Consider the following 18216-nt stretch of genomic DNA (forward strand, 5'->3'; position numbering starts at 1 on the left):
GCCGATGCGCATCCTGCTGAACCACCGCATCCTCGGCCGCTTCCACGACCGGCTCAAGGCGTCCACCCGGGGCGACCACGACTGGCTGGAGGCCTTCGACTGGGACGCCGCCCGGCTCTCCGAGGCCATCGGTGACATCGACGTCTACGTCGGCTCGAAGCTGAGCCCCGAGGACGCCCGGCGCGCGGAGCGGCTGCGGCTCGTCCACGTCGTCGGCGCCGGCTACGACGGCATCCCGCTGGACGCGCTCCGCCCCGGGGTGACGGTCGCCACCACCCACCACCACGGCCGTTCCATCGCCGAGCACGTGCTGATGTCGGTCCTGATGCTCTCCCGCGACGTCCTGGGCGCCGACCGCGCCCTGCGCGCCGGCCGGTGGCGCAACGTGGCGGTCGACCCCGGACTGTCCTTCGGGACCACCCTGGAGGGCCGCCGGGTCGGCATCGTCGGCTTCGGCGAGACCGGCACCGAGGTCGCCCGGCTGTGCCAGGCGGCCGGCCTCCGCGTCCGCGCCGTACGCCGCGACCCCGCCGCCCCGTACCCCGCGGACCTGCGGCCCGACTGGATCGGCGGCGACGACCGGCTCCCGGACCTCCTCGCCGACTCCGACATCGTGGTGGTCACCGTCCCGCTGAGCCCCGCCACCCGCGGACTGATCGGCCCCGCCGAGCTGAAGGCCATGGGCCCGGCGGCCCTGCTGGTCAACGTCGCCCGCGGACCGGTCGTCCAGGAGGAGGCGCTGTACGAGGCGCTGAGCTCGGGCACCATCGCGGGCGCCGCGCTGGACGTGTGGTGGGCCGGCCCGCCCGACGCACCGAGCCGGCTGCCCTTCCGGGACCTGCCGAACGTGGTGATGACCCCGCACCACTCGGGCCACACGGCCGACACCTTCGCGGCTCGCGCGACCGAGATCGCCGAGAACATCGGCCGGCTGGAGCGGGGGGACGCGCTCACCAACGTGGTGCGCGCCCCCTCTCCCGGCCACTGACTCCACCCCTCCCGTCCCTCACCCAGAGTAGGAAACCACCCATGCTCGACGGCGTTCTCTTCTTCCCCGTCACCCCGTTCACCGCATCCGGTGACGTCGACCTCGACGCCCTGCGCCGGCACATCGCGGGCGGGGTGGACGCCGGCCCGGGCGGAGTCTTCGTCGCCTGCGGCACCGGCGAGTTCCACGCCCTGGACCACGAGGAGTACGGCGCGGTCGTCCGTACCGCCGTCGAGGCGGTGGGCGGACGCGTCCCGGTGTACGCGGGGGCCGGCGGTGCCCTCGGCCAGGCCCGCCGGTTCGCGCGGGCGGCCGCGGAGGCGGGTGCGGACGGTCTGCTGCTCATGCCGCCCTACCTGGTCGAGGCCCCCGCCGACGGGCTCGTCGCCTACACCCGCGACGTGGCCGGCGAGACCGCCCTGCCGCTGATCGTCTACAACCGGGCCAACGCCCGCTTCGACGAGCGCTCGGCGGCGGCGGTCGCCCAGCTGCCCACCGTCGTGGGCTTCAAGGACGGCACCGGCGACCTCGACCTCCTCGCGCGGATCATCCCCGCCGTGAGCGAGGCGCTCGACGGGACCGGCAAGGAGTTCCAGTTCTTCAACGGCATGCCCACCGCCGAGGCCAGCCAGCTCGCCTACCGGGCACTGGGCGTGAAGCTGTACTCGTCGGCGGCCTTCGCCTTCGCCCCCGACGTCTCCCTCGCCTTCCACCGCGCGGTGGAGGAGGGCGACCAGAAGCGGATCGACGCGCTGCAGCGCGTCTTCTTCCACCCCCTGGTCCGGCTGCGCAAGCGGGTCCCGGGGTACGCGGTGGCGCTGGTGAAGGCCGGGGTCACCCTGGAGGGCATCCCGGCCGGACCGGTCCGCCCGCCGCTGACGCCCCTCACCGCGCCGGAGACCGAGGAGCTGGCGGCCATCATCACCGGGGCACGCGCGGTGCTGGCCTCCTGAGACACGCGTGAGGGGGCCTCCGGCACCCGGAGGCCCCCTCACGGACGGACGTCAGCCGGTGGCCGGCAGTCCCAGCAGTACGTCGGTGTACTTCAGGACCGCCAGCAGCAGCCCGATGACACCGAGCGACACACCCGCCCAGGCGACCGACTTGACCCAGGGCGCCTGCACCGTACGGCCGGGTGTCCCGAACGCGGGCCGCGCCAGCACCGCCACGCCCACGATCAGCGCGGTCAGCGCGAACAGGCCGGCCCATAGCGCGCTGGTGTGCCAGGCGTCGCCGTACACCTCCTTGACCTGTGTGGCGACGCCCGCGTCCGCGGCCGTCTCCAGCTGGCCCATGAGGGTCTCGCGGGCGGCGGCCACCGTGCCCAGCCAGCCACCGGTGAGCGAGACGAGGCCGAGCGCCGCGGAGACGACCGCGGCGGCGCCCTGTCCGACACCGGAGGGGCCCTCCTCCTTGTCCACCGCGGGTCCGGTCTCCACGACGTCGGTGCCGGTGTCGACGTCGTCGGGCTCCGTGGCGTCCACCGCCGTCCCGTCGTGCCCGGTGCCGGCTCCGGTCTCGTCCACTGTCCTGGTTCCCATGCCCCGCACCGTACGGACGCTCTCTGAGAGTCCGCTTAACGATCGTCGCGCGCCGCGCGCCACTCGGGGGCCAGCACGGACCACACCTCCAGGTCGTGGCGCACCCCGTGGTGGAGGTGGGCCTCGCGGCGCACACCGTCACGGGTCATGCCGAGCCGGCGGGCGACGCCGATGCTCGGCTCGTTGCCGGCCGCCGCGACCCATTCGACCCGGTGGATGCCGCGCTGCTCGACGGCCCAGTCGATGAGCACCCGCATCGCGCGGGTGACGAGCCCGCGCCCGGTGGCGGCGGGCTCCAGCCAGCAGCCGACCTCGCAGGTGCCGTTCCCGGCGTCGAAGTTCAGGGTGAGCACCCCGCCCACGAGCGTGCCGTCCAGCCACAGCCCGTGCAGTGAGGCGGTGTCGGCGGCGCGCCCGTCGGCGTACCGCTGGAGCACCTCGCGGGCGCCGGCCACGTCCGTGGCCCGGGAGCCGAAGGGGATGTACCGGTTGACGAACTCCCGGCCCCGGTCCAGATGGGCCAGGAACTCCTCGGCGTGCCAGGGCTCCAGGGGGCGCAGTTCGGCTCCGTCGTCACCCAGTCGTATCGCGTACATCCCGCTGCCGCTCCTCCTCGGCCAGTACGTCCGCCGCCTCGGCGTCCGTGGCGGCGGCCAGCCTCTCATGGGCGGTCCGGGCCTCGGGCGGCTCGATGCTGATGCGCGGCAGGATCCGGTCCAGCGAGCGGGGCAGCCACCAGTTGGCGCCGCCGAGGAGGTGCATGAGGGCGGGGACGAGCAGGGTGCGCAGGACGAAGGCGTCGAGGGCGACGGCCGCGGCGAGCGCGATGCCGAACATGGCGATCACCCGGTCGCCGGTGAGGACGAAGGCGAGGAAGACCGAGATCATGATCACGGCGGCGGAGTTGATCACCCGGCTGGTCTCCGCGAGGCCGACGCGGACGGCGCGCCGGTTGTCGCCGGTCTCCAGCCACTCCTCGTACATCCGGCCGACCAGGAAGACCTGGTAGTCCATGGAGAGCCCGAAGAGGACCGACACCATGATCACGGGCAGGAAGGGTTCGATGGGGCCCGCGCTGCCGAGGCCGAGCGGTTCGCTGCCCCAGCCCCACTGGAAGACCGCGACGACGACGCCGAAGGCGGCGGCGACGGCGGCCACGTTCATCGCGGCGGCCTTCAGCGGAATGGCCAGGGACCGGAAGGCGAGCAGGAGCAGCAGACAGCCCAGGCCGATCACGACGCCGACGAACAGGGGCAGCTTGCCGACGATGACGTCGGCGAAGTCGTCGTATCCGGCCGTCACACCGCCGACGTGCACATCGAGCGAGGTGCCCGACTCGGCCCGCGGCAGGACGTCGTCGCGCAGCCGGTCGACCAGGTCACTGGTCCGCTCCGACTGCGGGGACGACTCCGGCACGACGGTGAGGTACGCGGTGTCGCCGCCCGTGCCGTAGGCCGCGGGCGACACCGACGCGACGCCCTCGGTCGCGCGCAGGGTGGTGCCGAGGTTGTCCAGGGCGAGCCGGTCCCCGGCGCCGTCGACGGGGGTGACGAGGGTGAGGGGGCCGTTCACGCCGGGGCCGAAGCCGTCGGCGAGGAGGTCGTAGGCCTGGCGGGTGGTGGACGTCTCGGGGTCGTTGCCCTGGTCGGAGGTGCCCAGGTGGAGGGAGAGGGTGGGCAGTGCGAGGACGGTCATGACGACGACCGCGACTGCGCCGAGCGGCTTGGGGTGGCGCTCCACGAACGCCGACCAGCGGGCGGCGAACCCGGTCGGCAGCTCCGGCTCGGGCCCGTGCCCGGCCAGCCGGCGCCGCTCCCGGCGGCTGAGCGCGCGTAGGCCGATGTACTTCAGCAGGGCGGGCAGCAGGGTGACGGAGGCGGCGACGGTCAGGACGACGGTGAGCGAGGCCGCTATGGCGACGCCGTTGAGGAAGTTCAGCCGGAGGATCAGCATGCCCAGCAGGGCGACGCAGACGGTGGCGCCCGCGAAGACGACCGCCCGCCCGGTGGTGGCGACGGCATGGACGGCGGCCTCGGTGACGGTGAGGCCGCGCTTCAGTCCGCGCCGGTGCCGGGTCACGATGAACAGCGCGTAGTCGATGCCGACGCCGAGCCCGACCAGCATGCCGAGCATGGGGGCGAAGTCGGCGACGGTCATGACGTGCCCGAGGAGCACGATCCCGGCGTAGGCGGTGCCGACGCCGACCAGGGCGGTGGCGATGGGCAGCAGCGCGGCGGCGAGCGAGCCGAAGGCGAGGAAGAGGACGACGGCGGCGACGGCCACGCCGGCGATCTCGGCCGTGTGCCCGCCGGAGGACTCTCCGAGCGCGACGGCGCTGCCGCTCAGCTCGATGCGGAGCCCGTCGGTCCGGGCGGCCTCGGCCGTCTCCACCACGGCGGCGGCCTCGCCCGCGTCGATGTCCTCGGACCGGTCGTCGAAGGTGACCGTGGCGTAGGCGGTGCGGCCGTCCGCGCTGATCCGGCCGGCCCCCTGGCCGTCGTAGGGACCGCTCACGGCGGCCACGCCGGGCAGGTCCCCGATCCGGTCCAGGGTGCGGGTCATGGCCTGCTCGACGCCGGGGTCCCGGACGCTGCCGGACGGGGTGTGCCAGACCACGGTGTCGCTGTCGCCGCCGAGGCCGGGGAAGCCCTCCTCCAGCAGCCGGGCGGCCCGCCCCGACTCGGTGCCGGGCACCTCGTAGTCGTTCGAGTAGGCGGAGCCGGCGGCGAAGGCTCCGGCGGAGACACCGCCGAGGGCGAGGAGCCAGAGCAGAACGGTGATCAGCCGGCGTCGGACACACCAGCATGCGAGGGCTGCCACGGAACGTGCTCCCGGAGTGACTGAGATGTGGATCTTTGACCGGGAACAGCCGTACACGGACCGAACATCCCGCAAAGAACGCATGAGCTACGCACCGGCCACTCTTGCAGGCACAACTGATCGTTTGTCGCTTTCGTGTCCTTGTTCACATCTCCGTTCACATCGGTGCGAGCGGCGGCACCGCTCAGTCGGACTGGTCCCCCAGCGCCATGGTCATGAGCCCCGCGACCAGCAGCCACAGCGCTCTGCGGGTCCGCCCCCGGGAGCCCAGCACCGCGGCGAGGGCGCAGACGGCGGCTCCACCTGCGTACGCGACGGGGACGAGGGCCGGCGCGGAACCCGCGAGACGGAGCAGAGCGGCGGCCGCGCCCGCGAGGGCGAGTACGGCCCCGGCACCGGCCGCGGCCCACCGGGCGCGCCGCACCTCCCGCGCGGCCTCGTCGCCCCGTGCGGTGTCCTCCGCCCGGACGTCCGCGGTCGGGTCGTCGGAATCGGTACGTCCACTCATGGCGCGGGAGCGTAACGCCCGCGGCCCGGAAACCCGGATGCGGGGGTGCGGGAATGGCTGCTATCGTCCGCCGCTCCGACGTTCCACGGCAGTCCGCCGCCGACCGAAGCAGGTGCTTTGATGCTTGTCCGTCCGATCTCCGACGCGACCCTTTCCCTCTTCACGGCCCCAAGGAGCCCGTTCACCGATGTCGGACATCACATCGAACACCCCGCACGACGACCTCGCTAGCCGCCTCACCCTGCCCCGGTACCCCCGCAGCAGCGCCTACGACGCCCGCTGGACCATCGAGAACGCGATGGGCCCGCACGCGTTGTGGCTGCTGGAGTGGCTCGCCCCGGCCCTCGGCCTCGACACCCTGCGCCCCGGTGCGCGCGTGCTCGACCTGGGCTGCGGACGCGCCATGACGTCGGTCTTCCTGGCCAGGGAGTACGGCGTCCAGGTCACCGCGGCCGACCTGTGGATCAAGCCGGACGACAACGCGCGCCGCATCGCGGAGGCGGGCGTCGCCGACCGGGTGTTCCCGGTCCTCGCCGAGGCCCACGACCTGCCCTTCGGTCAGGAGAGCTTCGACGCGATCGTCTCCGTCGACGCGTATCAGTACTTCGGCACCGACGATCTCTACCTGCCGACGCTGACCCGGCTGCTGAAGCCCGGCGGGCGGATCGGGGTCGTCGTCCCGTCGATGCCCGAGGAGATCGAGGGCACCGAGCCGCCGGAGCACATGAAGCCGTACTGGGACCCCGCGTTCTGGTGCTTCCACAGTCCCGCCTGGTGGCGCCGCCACTGGACCCGCAGCGGGGCCGTGGACGTGGAGACGGCCGACTGGCTGGAGGACGGCTGGCGTGAGTGGCTGCTCTGGTGCGACGTCGTCGCCGAGGAGAGCACGGAGGAGTTCCATGTGCGGATGAGCCGGGAGAGCGCGGACATGCTGCGCTCGGACCGGGGCCGCACGCTGGGCTTCGCACGCGTGGTGGGCCGCCGCGTCTGACCGCGTGACGGCATGACCCCATGAGAGAGGGGGCGCATCGAACCCGATGCGCCCCCTCTCGCCGTCTTCGGGGATCAGCCCTCGTCGACGCCCAGCTTCTGCAGGATCAGCTCCTTCACGCGGGCCGCGTCGGCCTGCCCGCGCGTGGCCTTCATGACCGCGCCGACCAGGGCACCGGCCGCGGCCACCTTGCCACCGCGGATCTTGTCCGCGATGCCCGGGTTGCCGGCGATGGCCTCGTCGACGGCGGTGCCCAGGGCACCCTCGTCGGAGACGACCTTCAGACCGCGCTTGTCGACCACCTCGTCCGGGGTGCCCTCACCGGCGAGGACGCCCTCGATGACCTGACGGGCCAGCTTGTCGTTCAGATCGCCCTTCACGACCAGCTCGGCGACCCGGGCCACCTGCTCCGGGGTGATCGCCAGCTCGTCGAGGCCCTTGCCGGACTCGTTGGCGGCGCGGGCCAGCTCACCCATCCACCACTTGCGGGCGGAGGCCGCGTCGGCACCGGCGTCGATCGTGGCGACGATCGGGTCCAGCGCACCGGCGTTGAGGATGGCCTGCATGTCGGTGCCGGAGATCCCCCACTCCTCGCGGAGCCGGTTGCGGCGCACCAGCGGCAGCTCGGGCAGGGCGGCGCGGATCTTCTCGACCCACTCGCGGGACGGGGCGACCGGCACCAGGTCGGGCTCCGGGAAGTACCGGTAGTCCTCGGCCTCCTCCTTCACACGGCCCGAGGTCGTGGACCCCGTGTCCTCGTGGAAGTGCCGGGTCTCCTGGATGATCGTGCCACCCGAGGAGAGCACCGCCGCGTGGCGCTGGATCTCGAACCGGGCGGCGCGCTCCACGGACCGCAGCGAGTTGACGTTCTTCGTCTCGCTGCGGGTGCCGAACTTCTCGGTGCCGTGGGGGCGCAGCGACAGGTTCACGTCGCAGCGCATCTGGCCCATCTCCATGCGGGCCTCGGACACGCCGAGCGCCCGGATGAGCTCGCGCAGCTCACGGACGTAGGCCCGCGCGACCTCGGGGGCGCGCTCGCCCGCTCCCTCGATCGGCTTGGTGACGATCTCGATCAGCGGGATGCCGGCGCGGTTGTAGTCCAGCAGGGAGTGGGACGCGCCGTGGATACGGCCGGTGGCGCCGCCCACGTGCGTGGACTTGCCGGTGTCCTCCTCCATGTGGGCGCGCTCGATCTGCACGCGGAAGGTCTCCCCGTCCTCCAGCTGCACGTCGAGGTAGCCGTCGAAGGCGATCGGCTCGTCGTACTGGGAGGTCTGGAAGTTCTTCGGCATGTCCGGATAGAAGTAGTTCTTCCGGGCGAAGCGGCACCACTCGGCGATCTCGCAGTTCAGCGCGAGACCGATCTTGATCGCCGACTCGACGCCGGTCGCGTTGACGACCGGGAGCGCGCCGGGCATGCCGAGGCAGACGGGGCAGGTCTGGGTGTTCGGGTCGGCGCCCAGCGCCGTCGAGCAGCCGCAGAACATCTTGGTCCGGGTGCCGAGTTCGACATGGACCTCGAGGCCCATGACGGGGTCGTACGACGCGAGTGCGTCCTCGTACGACACCAGGTCAGTCGTGGTGGTCACGGTGAAACTTCCCTCTCAGCCCAGCAGGACGTCGTCGTCGCCGAGGCGCTTCACCTCGCGGTAGAGGATGGCGAGGTTGGTGATGACGGCGGCGCCGGTCACGACGGCGTCGAGCAGCCGCAGCGTGTCCTTCTCGCCGCGCGCCTTCTTGATCTGCTTGTACACACCGACGGCGCCGAACGCCGAGGTGGCCATGGAGACGTACAGGCCGGACTTGGACTTCTTGAATCCCTTGGCCTTGGACAGTGCGCTCACAGCGACGGTGCCTCCTCGATCAGCGGGTGGCCCCACTTTTCCACGAAGGCGGCCTCGACGGCGGCGCCGACCTTGTAGAGCCGGTCGTCCTTCATGGCGGGGGCGATGATCTGCAGACCCACCGGCAGGTTGTCCTCGGGGGCGAGGCCGCAGGGCAGCGACATGGCCGCGTTGCCCGCCAGGTTGGTGGGGATGGTGCACAGGTCGGCGAGGTACATCGCCATCGGGTCGTCGGCGCGCTCGCCGATCGCGAAGGCGGTGGTCGGGGTCGTCGGGGAGACGATCACGTCGACCTGCTCGAAGGCCCGCTCGAACTCCTGCTTGATGAGGGTGCGGACCTTCTGGGCGCTGCCGTAGTACGCGTCGTAGTAGCCGCTCGACAGGGCGTACGTACCGAGCATGATGCGGCGCTTGACCTCGTCGCCGAAGCCGGCCTCACGGGTGAGCGAGGTGACCTCCTCGGCGGAGTGCGAGCCGTCGTCGCCGGTCCGCAGGCCGTAGCGCAGGCCGTCGAAGCGGGCGAGGTTGGAGGAGCACTCGGAGGGCGCGATCAGGTAGTACGCGGAGAGCGCCAGGTCGAAGGAGGGGCAGTCCAGTTCGACGACCTCGGCGCCCAGCTCCTTCAGCAGCTCGACGGACTCGTCGAACCGCTGGACGACACCGGCCTGGTAGCCCTCGCCGCGGAACTGCTTGACGACGCCGACGCGCATGCCGGCGACCGAGCCGTTGCGGGCGGCCTCGACGACCGGCGGGACCGGGGCGTCGATGGAGGTGGAGTCCATCGGGTCGTGCCCGGCGATCACCTCGTGCAGCAGGGCGGCGTCCAGGACCGTACGGGCGCAGGGACCGCCCTGGTCCAGGGAGCTGGAGAAGGCGACCATGCCGTACCGGGAGACGGCGCCGTACGTCGGCTTCACACCGACGGTGCCGGTGACGGCGGCCGGCTGGCGGATGGAACCGCCGGTGTCGGTGCCGATGGCCAGCGGCGCCTGGAAGGAGGCGAGCGCGGCGGACGAACCGCCGCCGGACCCGCCCGGGATCCGGGTGAGGTCCCACGGGTTGCCGGTCGGCCCGTAGGCGCTGTTCTCGGTGCTGGACCCCATGGCGAACTCGTCCATGTTGGTCTTGCCGAGGATGACGACGTCGGCGGCCTTCAGCCGCTTGGTGAGCGTCGCGTCGTACGGCGGGATCCAGCCCTCGAGGATCTTGGAACCGACGGTGGTCGGGATGCCCTCGGTGGTGAAGATGTCCTTGAGGGCGAGGGGGACGCCGGCCAGCGGACCGAGCTTCTCCCCCTTGGCCCGCTTCTCGTCGACGGCGCGCGCCTGCGCGAGGGCGCCCTCGCGGTCGACGTGCAGGAAGGCGTGCACCTTCTCGTCGACGGCCTCGATGCGGGCCAGGTGCGCCTCGGTGACCTCCACGGCCGTGAGCTCGCCGGAGGCGATCTTCTCGGCGGTCTCGGCGGCGGTGAGCCTGATGATGTGATCGCTCATGGCGGGTTACTCCTCCCCCAGGATCTGCGGCACCTTGAAACGCTGCTGCTCCTGGGCCGGGGCGCCGGAGAGCGCCTGCTCGGGGGTGAGCGAGGGACGGACCTCGTCCGGTCGCATGACGTTCGTCAGCGGGAGCGGGTGGGAGGTCGGCGGTACGTCTTGGTCGGCGACCTCGCTGACGCGGGCGACCGCGCCGATGATGTCGTCGAGCTGGCCCGCGAAGTGGTCGAGCTCTTCGGGCTTCAGCTCCAGACGCGCCAGCCGGGCGAGGTGGGCGACCTCCTCGCGCGTAATGCCAGGCATGCAGCGATCCTCTGGGGTGAGTGTGTGTGGTTTGGGGCCAATCCTATGGGGCGGGGAGCTGTGCCCGTGAAACCCTTTCCCCGGGCCCGCCCCGCCGGGCGCCGCTCGGCGTTTCCCCGCCCGCTGCGGGAGCGGCGGGAGCGGCGGCCCTCGCTGCCCGCCGGGCGGGGTGGCTTCGCAGCCCGGCGTCTTGTGCGATGCCCCGTGCCGGTGCGGGCCAGGGGGTGTTCGCGCAGCCCGGCGCTACGGGGTGCCTCCCCCACTCTCGGCTGCGCTCGAGCGGGAGGTACCCCCATCGCCCACCCGTGCCGCCCTGGGGGTACCTCCCAGGCCCTTAAGGCACTGCCTCCAGTGAGCGCAGTCGCGCCGGTCCGAGGACGGAGACCCCCGACGCGGCCCCGACCCACCCACCGGCCGTGGGCGCTACACACGCCCCCACCGGACCGAACGCTGCGCCGCAGGCATCCCACCCACCGGACCGAACAGCCGCACCACAGGCGCAAGCCCCTCACCCCCACCGAGGCGAACAGCCGCACCGCAGGCACGACACCCACCCGGCGCGGGCTATTCGTCGGCTGTGGTCGTCGCGGCCGGGAACGCGGCGGCCGGGCGTTGCCAGCCGCGGGAGCCGCGGGCGAGGAGCCAGGCCGTGGTCTCGTCCGGCGGCATCGCCGCCGCCACCAGCCAGCCCTGCACCGCGTCACAGCGCAGATCGCGCAACCGCTCCCACGTCTCGTCGTCCTCCACCCCCTCCGCGACGACGAGCAGCCCCAGCGAATGCGCCAGATCGATGGTGCACCGCACGATCTCCGCGTCCTCGGTGTCCACGGCCAGCCGGGCCACGAACGACCGGTCGATCTTCAGCTCGCTCACCGGCAGCCGCCGCAGATGCACCAGCGACGAGTACCCCGTGCCGAAGTCGTCCAGTGACATCTTCACCCCGTGCCCGGTCAACGCGTTCAGCGTGTCGGCCGCACGCTGCGGGTCCTCCAGCAGCACATGCTCGGTGATCTCCAGCTGCAGCGCCCCCGCCGGCACCCCGTGCCGGGCCAGCCGCGCCGCCACGGAGCCCGCGAAACCGGCCGTATGGACGTCGCGCGGGGACACGTTCACGGCGACCGGCACGAACAGCCCCTGGGCCCGCCACCGCGCGACCTGCTCCAGCGCGGTCTCCAGCACGTACTCGGTGAGGTGCGGCATCAGCCCGGACGACTCGGCGATCGCTATGAACTCGTCCGGCGGCACCTTCCCCCGCTCCGGATGCACCCACCGCACCAGCGCCTCGAGCCCCGCGACCTGCCCGTCGAAGCGCACCTTCGGCTGGTAGTGGAGCTCGACCTCCCGGGCGTCCAGCGCCCGCCGCAGATCCCCCAGCAGCCCCAGCCGGTCAGGGGTGTTGGAGTCCCGCTTGGACTCGTACGCCTCGACCCCCGTACGGTCCCGCTTGGCCTGGTACATCGCCACGTCCGCCCGCCGCAGCAGCCCCTCCGCGTCGTCCGCGTGGTCGGGAAAGACGGCGACCCCCGCACTCGCCTCCAGGACGAGGGTGAGCCCGTCGAGGTCGAGCGGGGAGCTGAGGGCGGCGACGAGGGAGCGGGCGACGCGGGTGGCGGCCGTCGTGGATTCGGCGACGGGCAGTAAGACGGCGAACTCGTCACCGCCGAGCCGCGCGGCCTCCGCTCCGCGCGGCAGGGCGAGTCTGAGCCGGTCGGCTATCTGCAGCAGCAGCCGGTCGCCGGCGAGATGCCCGAGGGTGTCGTTGACCGACCGGAACCGGTCCAGGTCGATCAGCATGAGCGCGGCACGGGCGTCGATCCGCTCCGCGTCGTCCAGCGCGGTCCAGATGCGTTCCAGCAGCCACTGCCGGTTCGGCAGTCCGGTCAGCGGATCGCGCAGCTGCTCCTCGGCCCGCGCGCGGGCTATCCACAGCGTGGAGTCGAGGGCGATCAGCGGAATGGAGAACAGGGGCAGCAGCACCGGTTTGGCGTCGGCGACCACACACACCAGCGGCGCTATGCCGAGCAGGGCGACAGCGACCAGACCCTGCCGGACCAGTGCGGTACGGGCCACGGTGGGCAGCCCCGCGCGGGGGGTGTGCAGGTACCACAGCAGACCGCGGGTGACCGCGAGATAGACCGCGGCGACCAGCACCACCCCCGGGGCGGTGTACGGCGTCCAGGTGTCCGGGGCGGCCGGCGACTCGACGGACGGCACCCAGCCGAACGCGGCCAGCACCAGCGCCCCGGCGCCGATGCCGAGCAGGTCCACCGCACCGTGCAGCACGCCCTGCCGCCAGCGGCCCCGCCGGGCCACGCCGACCAGCACGACGACGGTGAGGCTGACCATCCCGGCCGGGACCCAGCCGTACGACAGCAGCACCGCGAGGGTGAGGGCGGCGCCGGAACCCGTACCGCCCCACCACCGGGAGCGGCCCAGCATCACCAGATGACCGACGATGATTCCGGTCAGCACCGCCAGCGACCAGCCGACGGTGCCGGACGGGAAGAGCGCGTGCCCTCCGGTGAACGCCCGCAGGAAGCCGGCGCCCAGCACGAACCCGGCCGCGGCGACGACCGCCGTGGGCAACGCGGGCCAGGACGGGTGCCGTTCCGCGTCCGCCTCGGACAACTCGGCCAGCCCGGGACCGTGCCCGGCGGCCTGCTGCCCGACGCCGCGCGTGTCCGTCCCGCGCGCGTCCGCGGTACGCGCCCCAGTGCGCTCCTTCGCGCCCGGCCGCCCCGCGGGCCGCCCGTCCTCACGGCCGCGCAGCCATGCGACCGCCATGCGGCGCAGGCGCGGCCGTGAGCCCGGGGCGGCGCTCTCGGTCGGTTCCATTCCCGTCCCTCTCCCAGCCGGCGGTGCCCACGCCACGCGGCCCGATGCCCGACGACTCTCAGCGGCTCCGCGGTGGAAAGCCCTTACCCCGGACCCCTCACGAGTACGGGGTTGCTCCGACCGCGGCTGGGCACGGCAGGCGCACATCTCAACAGTAGGCCGCGGAAGGCCTGTACGGGCACCGGTCGCCGACGGTTGCCCGAATGCGCCCCAGCCACCCGTATGCATCTGATATGCGCCGATCGGCCGGCCTTCAACCGCTACTCCTCGGCCGAAAGAGCGACCTCCGCCGCGGCTTTTGGCCCTTGTCCGAGGAGGACGGCGAATCCGTCCTCGTTCAGAACCGGCACCTTGAGCTGCATCGCCTTGTCGTATTTCGTACCGGGGTTGTCACCCACGACGACGAACGACGTCTTCTTGGAGACGGATCCGGTCACCTTCGCCCCCTGGCTCTGCAGCGCCTCCTTCGCGCCGTCCCGGGTGAAGTTCTCCAGCGTTCCGGTCACCACGACCGTGAGCCCTTCCAGCGGACGCGGCCCTTCGTCCTCCCCCGAGCCCTCGTCCTCCATACGGACACCGGCCGCCTTCCACTTGCGGATGATCTCCCGGTGCCAGTCCTCGGCGAACCACTGCTTGAGCGAGGCGGCGATGGTCGGGCCGACCCCCTCGGTGCCCGCCAGCTCCTCCTTGGTGGCCTGCTCGATGCGGTCGACGGAGCGGAACTCACGGGCCAGCGCCTCCGCCGCGACCGGGCCGACGTGACGGATCGACAGACCGGTCAGCACGCGCGCCAGCGGACGCTCCTTGGCCGCCGCGATGTTCGCCAGCATCGCGACCGCGTTCTTCCTCGGCTCGCCCTCCTGGTTGGCGAAGACGGTGGCGACCTTCTCCTCACCGGTCTTCGGGTCCCGCTTGGGCAGCCCGCTGTCCTGGTCGAGGACGTACGCCTTGATGGGCAGCAGTTGTTCGATGGTGAGGTCGAACAGGTCGCCCTCGTCCCGCAGCGGCGGCTCCGCGGGCTCCAGCGGCCTGGTCAGCGCCGCTGCGGCGACATAGCCGAAGTGCTCGATGTCCAGCGCTTTGCGCCCGGCCAGGTAGAACAGCCGCTCCCGCAACTGTGCCGGGCATGTACGGGCGTTGGGGCAGCGCAGGTCGACGTCGCCCTCCTTCATCGCCTTCAGCGGCGTACCGCACTCGGGGCACTCGGCCGGCATCACGAACTCGCGCTCGCTGCCGTCCCGTTTGTCGACGACCGGACCGAGGATCTCGGGGATCACGTCACCGGCCTTGCGCAGCACCACCGTGTCGCCGATGAGGACGCCCTTGGCCTTGACCACGTCCTGGTTGTGCAGGGTGGCGAACTCGACCTCGGATCCGGCCACTGTCTTCGGCTCGACCTGCGCGTACGGCGTGACCCTGCCCGTACGGCCCACCCCCACGCGGATGTCGAGCAGTTTGGTGTTGACCTCCTCGGGCGCGTACTTGTACGCGATGGCCCAGCGCGGGGCGCGCGAGGTGGTGCCGAGGCGGCCCTGCAGGGAGATCTCGTCGAGCTTGACGACGACCCCGTCGATCTCGTGCGCCACGGAGTGCCGGTTCTCTCCGTAGTACGCGATGAACTCCCGTACGCCGGCGAGGTCGTCGACCACCCTGTTGTGCTCGGAGGTGGGCAGGCCCCAGCTCTTGAGCAGGTCGTACGCCTCGGAGAGGCGGGTCATGCCGTCGAAGCCCTCCAGGGCACCGATGCCGTGGACGACCATGTGGAGCGGCAACGTCGCCGTGACCTTGGGGTCCTTCTGTCGCAGTGAACCCGAAGCGGAATTGCGGGGGTTGGCATAGGGCTTCTCTCCTGCCGCCACCCGGCGCGCGTTGAGTCCCGCGAAAGCCTCCATCGGGAAGTAGATCTCGCCGCGGATTTCGACCAGCCGCGGAACGTGATCGCCCTTCAGACGGTGCGGGATCTCTGCGATCGTCATGACATTGGCCGTGACGTCCTCGCCGGTCTGGCCCGTACCACGTGTGGCCGCCCGGGTGAGGCGGCCATTCTCGTACGTCAGGTTCACCGCGAGGCCGTCGACCTTCAGCTCGCACAGGAAGTGGTACTTCTGTGTGCCCAGTTCGCGCTGGATGCGGTCCACCCACGCGGCGAGGTCGTCGTCGTTGAACGTGTTGTCGAGGGAGAGCATCCGCGAGACGTGTTGCACGGAGGTGAACTCCGTCTCGTACGCCCCCGCGACCTTCTGGGTCGGCGAATCCGGAGTGCGCAGCTCCGGATGCTCCTCCTCCAGCGCCTCCAACTCCCGCAGCAGCCGGTCGAAGTCGGCGTCGCTGATGACGGGGGCGTCGTTCACGTAGTACCGGAAGCGGTGCTCCTCGATCTGCTCAGCGAGCCTGGCGTGCTTCTCCCGCGCCTCGGCGGGAACGCTCGTCGTCTCCGCTTGCTTGTCGCCGGCCACCGTATGTCCTCCCGTCACTCTGGGTTGTCCGCGAGGGATCTCGCCGCCCGGACGCACTGGGCGAGGGCCCTGCGCGCGTACTCCGGGGAGGCCCCCGCGAGTCCGCACGCCGGGGTGAGCGTGACCGCCTCCGGGAGGAGTCCCGGCCGCAGCCCCAGCCTGCGCCAGAGCGTCCTGACACCCATGACGCTACCGCCCGGGTCCGACAACGGTCCGTCCGTGCCCGGGACGACACCGGCGAACAGCCGGGTCCCGTTCTCCACCGCTTCCCCGATCACCTCGTCGTCACGCTCGGTGAGGAGGGAGAAGTCGAAGGAGATCCCCGCCGCGCCCGCCCGGCGCAGCAGGGCGAACGGGACGTCCGGTGCGCACGAGTGGACCACGACGGGCCCGCCGTCGTGCACCCCGACGACGTCCCGCAGCGTGGCCTCGACGATCTGCCGGTCCACCGCGCGGTGGGTGCGGTAGCCGCTGGCGGTCCGCACCTGTCCGCGCAGTACGGCGGTGAGGGAGGGTTCGTCGAGCTGCAGGACGAGCCGCGCGCCGGGCACGCGCCGCCGCACCTCGGCGAGGTGGAGGCGCAGTCCCTCGGCGAGGGAGGCGGCGAGGTCGCGGCAGGCGCCGGGGTCGGAGAGGGCGGCCTCGCCGTTCTTCAGCTCCAGGGCGGCGGCGAGCGTCCACGGGCCGACCGCCTGGACCTTCAGGGGCCCCTGGTACTCCTGGGTGAACTCCTCCAGCGCGTCGAGGTCCTCGCCGAGCCAGGAGCGGGCGCGTTTGGTGTCGCGGCCCGGGCGGTCGCCGAGGCGCCAGCCACTGGGCTCCACGCGGGCGTAGAGCTCCACGAGCATGCCCGCGGTGCGGCCGATCATGTCCGCGCCGGGGCCGCGGGCGGGGAGTTCGGGGAGGTGGGGGAAGGTCTCGAAGCTGCCGGTGACCGTTTTGGCGGCCTCTCGGGCGTCCCCGCCCGGCATGGAGCCGATCCCTGTCGCGGGGGCGAAGCTGAACTGGCTGTTTTCGCTCACCCGAGAAGCGTACGCAGTGGGCGGCCGGAGGTTTTCGCCCCCGCCGCCCCTTCCCGTCCCGTCCCCGGGGGCTCCGCCCCCGGACCCCCGCTCCTCAAACGCCGGAGGGGCTGTTCCTACCGATCAAACGCCGGAGGGGCTGTTCCTACCGAATGGTCACCGCCCCGGTCGGACCGTCAGGTCGTTGATCTCCGCGTCGGCCGGGAGGTCCAGGGCCGTCAGGATGGTCGTGGCGACCGACTCGGGGTCGATCCACCGCGCGGGGTCGTACTCCTTGCCCTCCTGCTGGTGGACCTTGGCCTGCATGGGGCTGGCGGTGCGGCCGGGGTAGACCGAGGTGACGCGGACGCCGTTGCCGTGCTCCTCGTGACGCAGGGAGTCCGCGAGGGCCTTCAGGCCGTGCTTGGAGGCGGCGTAGGCGGACCAGTCGGCGTGGGCGGCCAGGCCGGCGCCGGAGTTGACGAAGATCACGTGGCCCCGGCTCGCGCGGAGCTGGGGCAGGAAGTGCCGGGTCAGCTCGGCGGGGGCGATCAGGTTGACGTTGAGCTGGTGGCGCCAGGTCTTCGGGGTCAGCTCGCCGACCGGGCCGAGGTCGACCACGCCGGCGATGTGCAGGAGGGAGTCCACCCGATCCGGGAGCGACTGGTGGGAGAAGGCCCAGGAGAGCTTGTCGGGGTCCGCCAGGTCGCCGACGAGGGTGCGGGCGCCGGGGAACTCCGCCGCCAGTTCCTTCGCCCGGCCCGCGTCGCGCGCGTGCAGGACGAGTTCGTCGCCGCGCGTGTGCAGGCGGCGGGCGACGGCCGCGCCGATGCCGGAGCCCGCTCCGGTGATCACATGTGTAGCCATGCCCGCCATGCTCGCATCATCGGGCGGTCACTTTGCGCCCAGGCTCTCCTCCAGGTAGGCCAGTGCGCCCACCGGCTCCTCGGCGAAGAACACCAGCTCGGTGAGCGGACGGGGCAGGAAGCCCTCGTCCTCCATGCGGCGGAACTGCTCCTTGAGGCCGTCGTAGAAGCCCGCGGTGTTGAGCAGCACCACCGGCTTCTCGGTGTGTCCGTGCTTCTTCAGCTCCAGGATCTCGGTCGCCTCGTCGAGGGTGCCGGTGCCGCCGACCATGATGACCACCGCGTCGGCCTTCTCCAGCAGCAGCCGCTTGCGCTCGGCGAGGTCACGCGCGATCACCATCTCGTCGACGCCGTCGCGCGCCTTCGCCGCGAGGAACTCCACGGAGACGCCGCAGAGCCGGCCGCCCGCCTCCTCCACACCGTCGGCGACGACCTTCATCAGGCCGACGTCGGAGCCGCCCCACACCAGCGTGTGCCCGCCCTTGCCGAGCAGCCGCGCGAATTCCCGCGCGGGGCGTGTGTAGCGTTCGTCGAGGTCGGCGGCGGAGAGAAAGACACAGATGTTCACGG

The 18216-nt window shown here is 72.2% G+C and carries 16 protein-coding genes; 3 read left to right on the forward strand and 13 right to left on the reverse strand.

Annotated features, from left to right (window positions below; genetic code table 11):
- Nucleotides 1–4 precede the first annotated feature (4 nt).
- On the forward strand, nt 5–988 hold the full coding sequence (locus IH50_RS0124730) for a 2-hydroxyacid dehydrogenase (RefSeq protein ID WP_030866332.1): 984 nt from the start codon (nt 5–7) through the stop codon (nt 986–988).
- A complete protein-coding gene (locus tag IH50_RS0124735; RefSeq protein ID WP_267883277.1) occupies nt 985–1941 on the forward strand; it encodes a 5-dehydro-4-deoxyglucarate dehydratase in 957 nt (318 codons plus the stop codon). The genes IH50_RS0124730 and IH50_RS0124735 overlap by 4 nt, the downstream gene beginning before the upstream one ends.
- Nucleotides 1942–1992: 51 nt before the next feature.
- Here the strand turns inward: IH50_RS0124735 and IH50_RS0124740 are convergent, their stop codons facing one another.
- The 4 genes from IH50_RS0124740 to IH50_RS0124755 form a co-directional block, all read right to left on the reverse strand.
- Nucleotides 1993–2529: a hypothetical protein gene (locus IH50_RS0124740; RefSeq protein WP_030866337.1), complete on the reverse strand. Its 537-nt coding sequence runs from the start codon at nt 2527–2529 to the stop codon at nt 1993–1995.
- Nucleotides 2530–2564: 35 nt separating this feature from the next.
- Nucleotides 2565–3125 (reverse strand): GNAT family N-acetyltransferase, encoded by a 561-nt coding sequence (locus IH50_RS0124745; protein WP_030866339.1) that lies wholly within the window; start codon nt 3123–3125, stop codon nt 2565–2567.
- Nucleotides 3103–5349: an MMPL family transporter gene (locus IH50_RS0124750; RefSeq protein ID WP_030866341.1), complete on the reverse strand. Its 2247-nt coding sequence runs from the start codon at nt 5347–5349 to the stop codon at nt 3103–3105. Before IH50_RS0124750 ends, IH50_RS0124745 begins: the two co-directional genes overlap by 23 nt.
- A gap of 184 nt (nt 5350–5533) precedes the next feature.
- Nucleotides 5534–5857, reverse strand: coding sequence for a hypothetical protein (locus tag IH50_RS0124755; RefSeq protein WP_030866343.1), 324 nt, complete (start codon nt 5855–5857; stop codon nt 5534–5536).
- A gap of 187 nt (nt 5858–6044) precedes the next feature.
- Here IH50_RS0124755 and IH50_RS0124760 point away from each other — a divergent pair, with 187 nt between their 5' ends.
- Nucleotides 6045–6848: an SAM-dependent methyltransferase gene (locus IH50_RS0124760; protein WP_030866345.1), complete on the forward strand. Its 804-nt coding sequence runs from the start codon at nt 6045–6047 to the stop codon at nt 6846–6848.
- Nucleotides 6849–6922: 74 nt separating this feature from the next.
- Here the strand turns inward: IH50_RS0124760 and gatB are convergent, their stop codons facing one another.
- The 9 genes from gatB to IH50_RS0124805 all read right to left on the reverse strand — a co-directional run bounded on the left by gatB (nt 6923) and on the right by IH50_RS0124805 (nt 18214).
- A complete protein-coding gene (gene gatB, locus IH50_RS0124765) occupies nt 6923–8437 on the reverse strand; it encodes an Asp-tRNA(Asn)/Glu-tRNA(Gln) amidotransferase subunit GatB (protein ID WP_030866348.1) in 1515 nt (504 codons plus the stop codon).
- Nucleotides 8438–8452: 15 nt separating this feature from the next.
- Nucleotides 8453–8692 (reverse strand): hypothetical protein, encoded by a 240-nt coding sequence (locus IH50_RS0124770; RefSeq protein WP_030866351.1) that lies wholly within the window; start codon nt 8690–8692, stop codon nt 8453–8455.
- Nucleotides 8689–10185, reverse strand: coding sequence for an Asp-tRNA(Asn)/Glu-tRNA(Gln) amidotransferase subunit GatA (gene gatA, locus IH50_RS0124775; RefSeq protein ID WP_030866353.1), 1497 nt, complete (start codon nt 10183–10185; stop codon nt 8689–8691). Before gatA ends, IH50_RS0124770 begins: the two co-directional genes overlap by 4 nt.
- A 6-nt stretch (nt 10186–10191) precedes the next feature.
- On the reverse strand, nt 10192–10488 hold the full coding sequence (gene gatC, locus IH50_RS0124780; RefSeq protein WP_004925108.1) for an Asp-tRNA(Asn)/Glu-tRNA(Gln) amidotransferase subunit GatC: 297 nt from the start codon (nt 10486–10488) through the stop codon (nt 10192–10194).
- A 564-nt stretch (nt 10489–11052) separates the two neighbouring features.
- Nucleotides 11053–13323, reverse strand: coding sequence for a putative bifunctional diguanylate cyclase/phosphodiesterase (locus IH50_RS0124785; RefSeq protein ID WP_030866356.1), 2271 nt, complete (start codon nt 13321–13323; stop codon nt 11053–11055).
- Nucleotides 13324–13583: 260 nt separating this feature from the next.
- Nucleotides 13584–15779 carry an NAD-dependent DNA ligase LigA gene (ligA, locus tag IH50_RS0124790; RefSeq protein WP_030866359.1) on the reverse strand — a complete coding sequence of 732 codons (2196 nt, stop codon included), beginning with the start codon at nt 15777–15779 and terminating at the stop codon, nt 13584–13586.
- Between the two features lie 14 nt (nt 15780–15793).
- Nucleotides 15794–16801: a methionine synthase gene (locus IH50_RS0124795; protein WP_030866361.1), complete on the reverse strand. Its 1008-nt coding sequence runs from the start codon at nt 16799–16801 to the stop codon at nt 15794–15796.
- A 156-nt stretch (nt 16802–16957) separates the two neighbouring features.
- Entirely contained in the window at nt 16958–17647 is a 690-nt protein-coding gene (locus IH50_RS0124800) for an SDR family oxidoreductase (RefSeq protein WP_199822128.1), read from the reverse strand.
- A gap of 27 nt (nt 17648–17674) precedes the next feature.
- Nucleotides 17675–18214 carry a TIGR00730 family Rossman fold protein gene (locus tag IH50_RS0124805; protein WP_030866365.1) on the reverse strand — a complete coding sequence of 180 codons (540 nt, stop codon included), beginning with the start codon at nt 18212–18214 and terminating at the stop codon, nt 17675–17677.
- Nucleotides 18215–18216: the final 2 nt, after the last annotated feature.

It is taken from the genome of Streptomyces sp. NRRL S-37 (assembly GCF_000721605.1).
Taxonomy (GTDB): domain Bacteria; phylum Actinomycetota; class Actinomycetes; order Streptomycetales; family Streptomycetaceae; genus Streptomyces.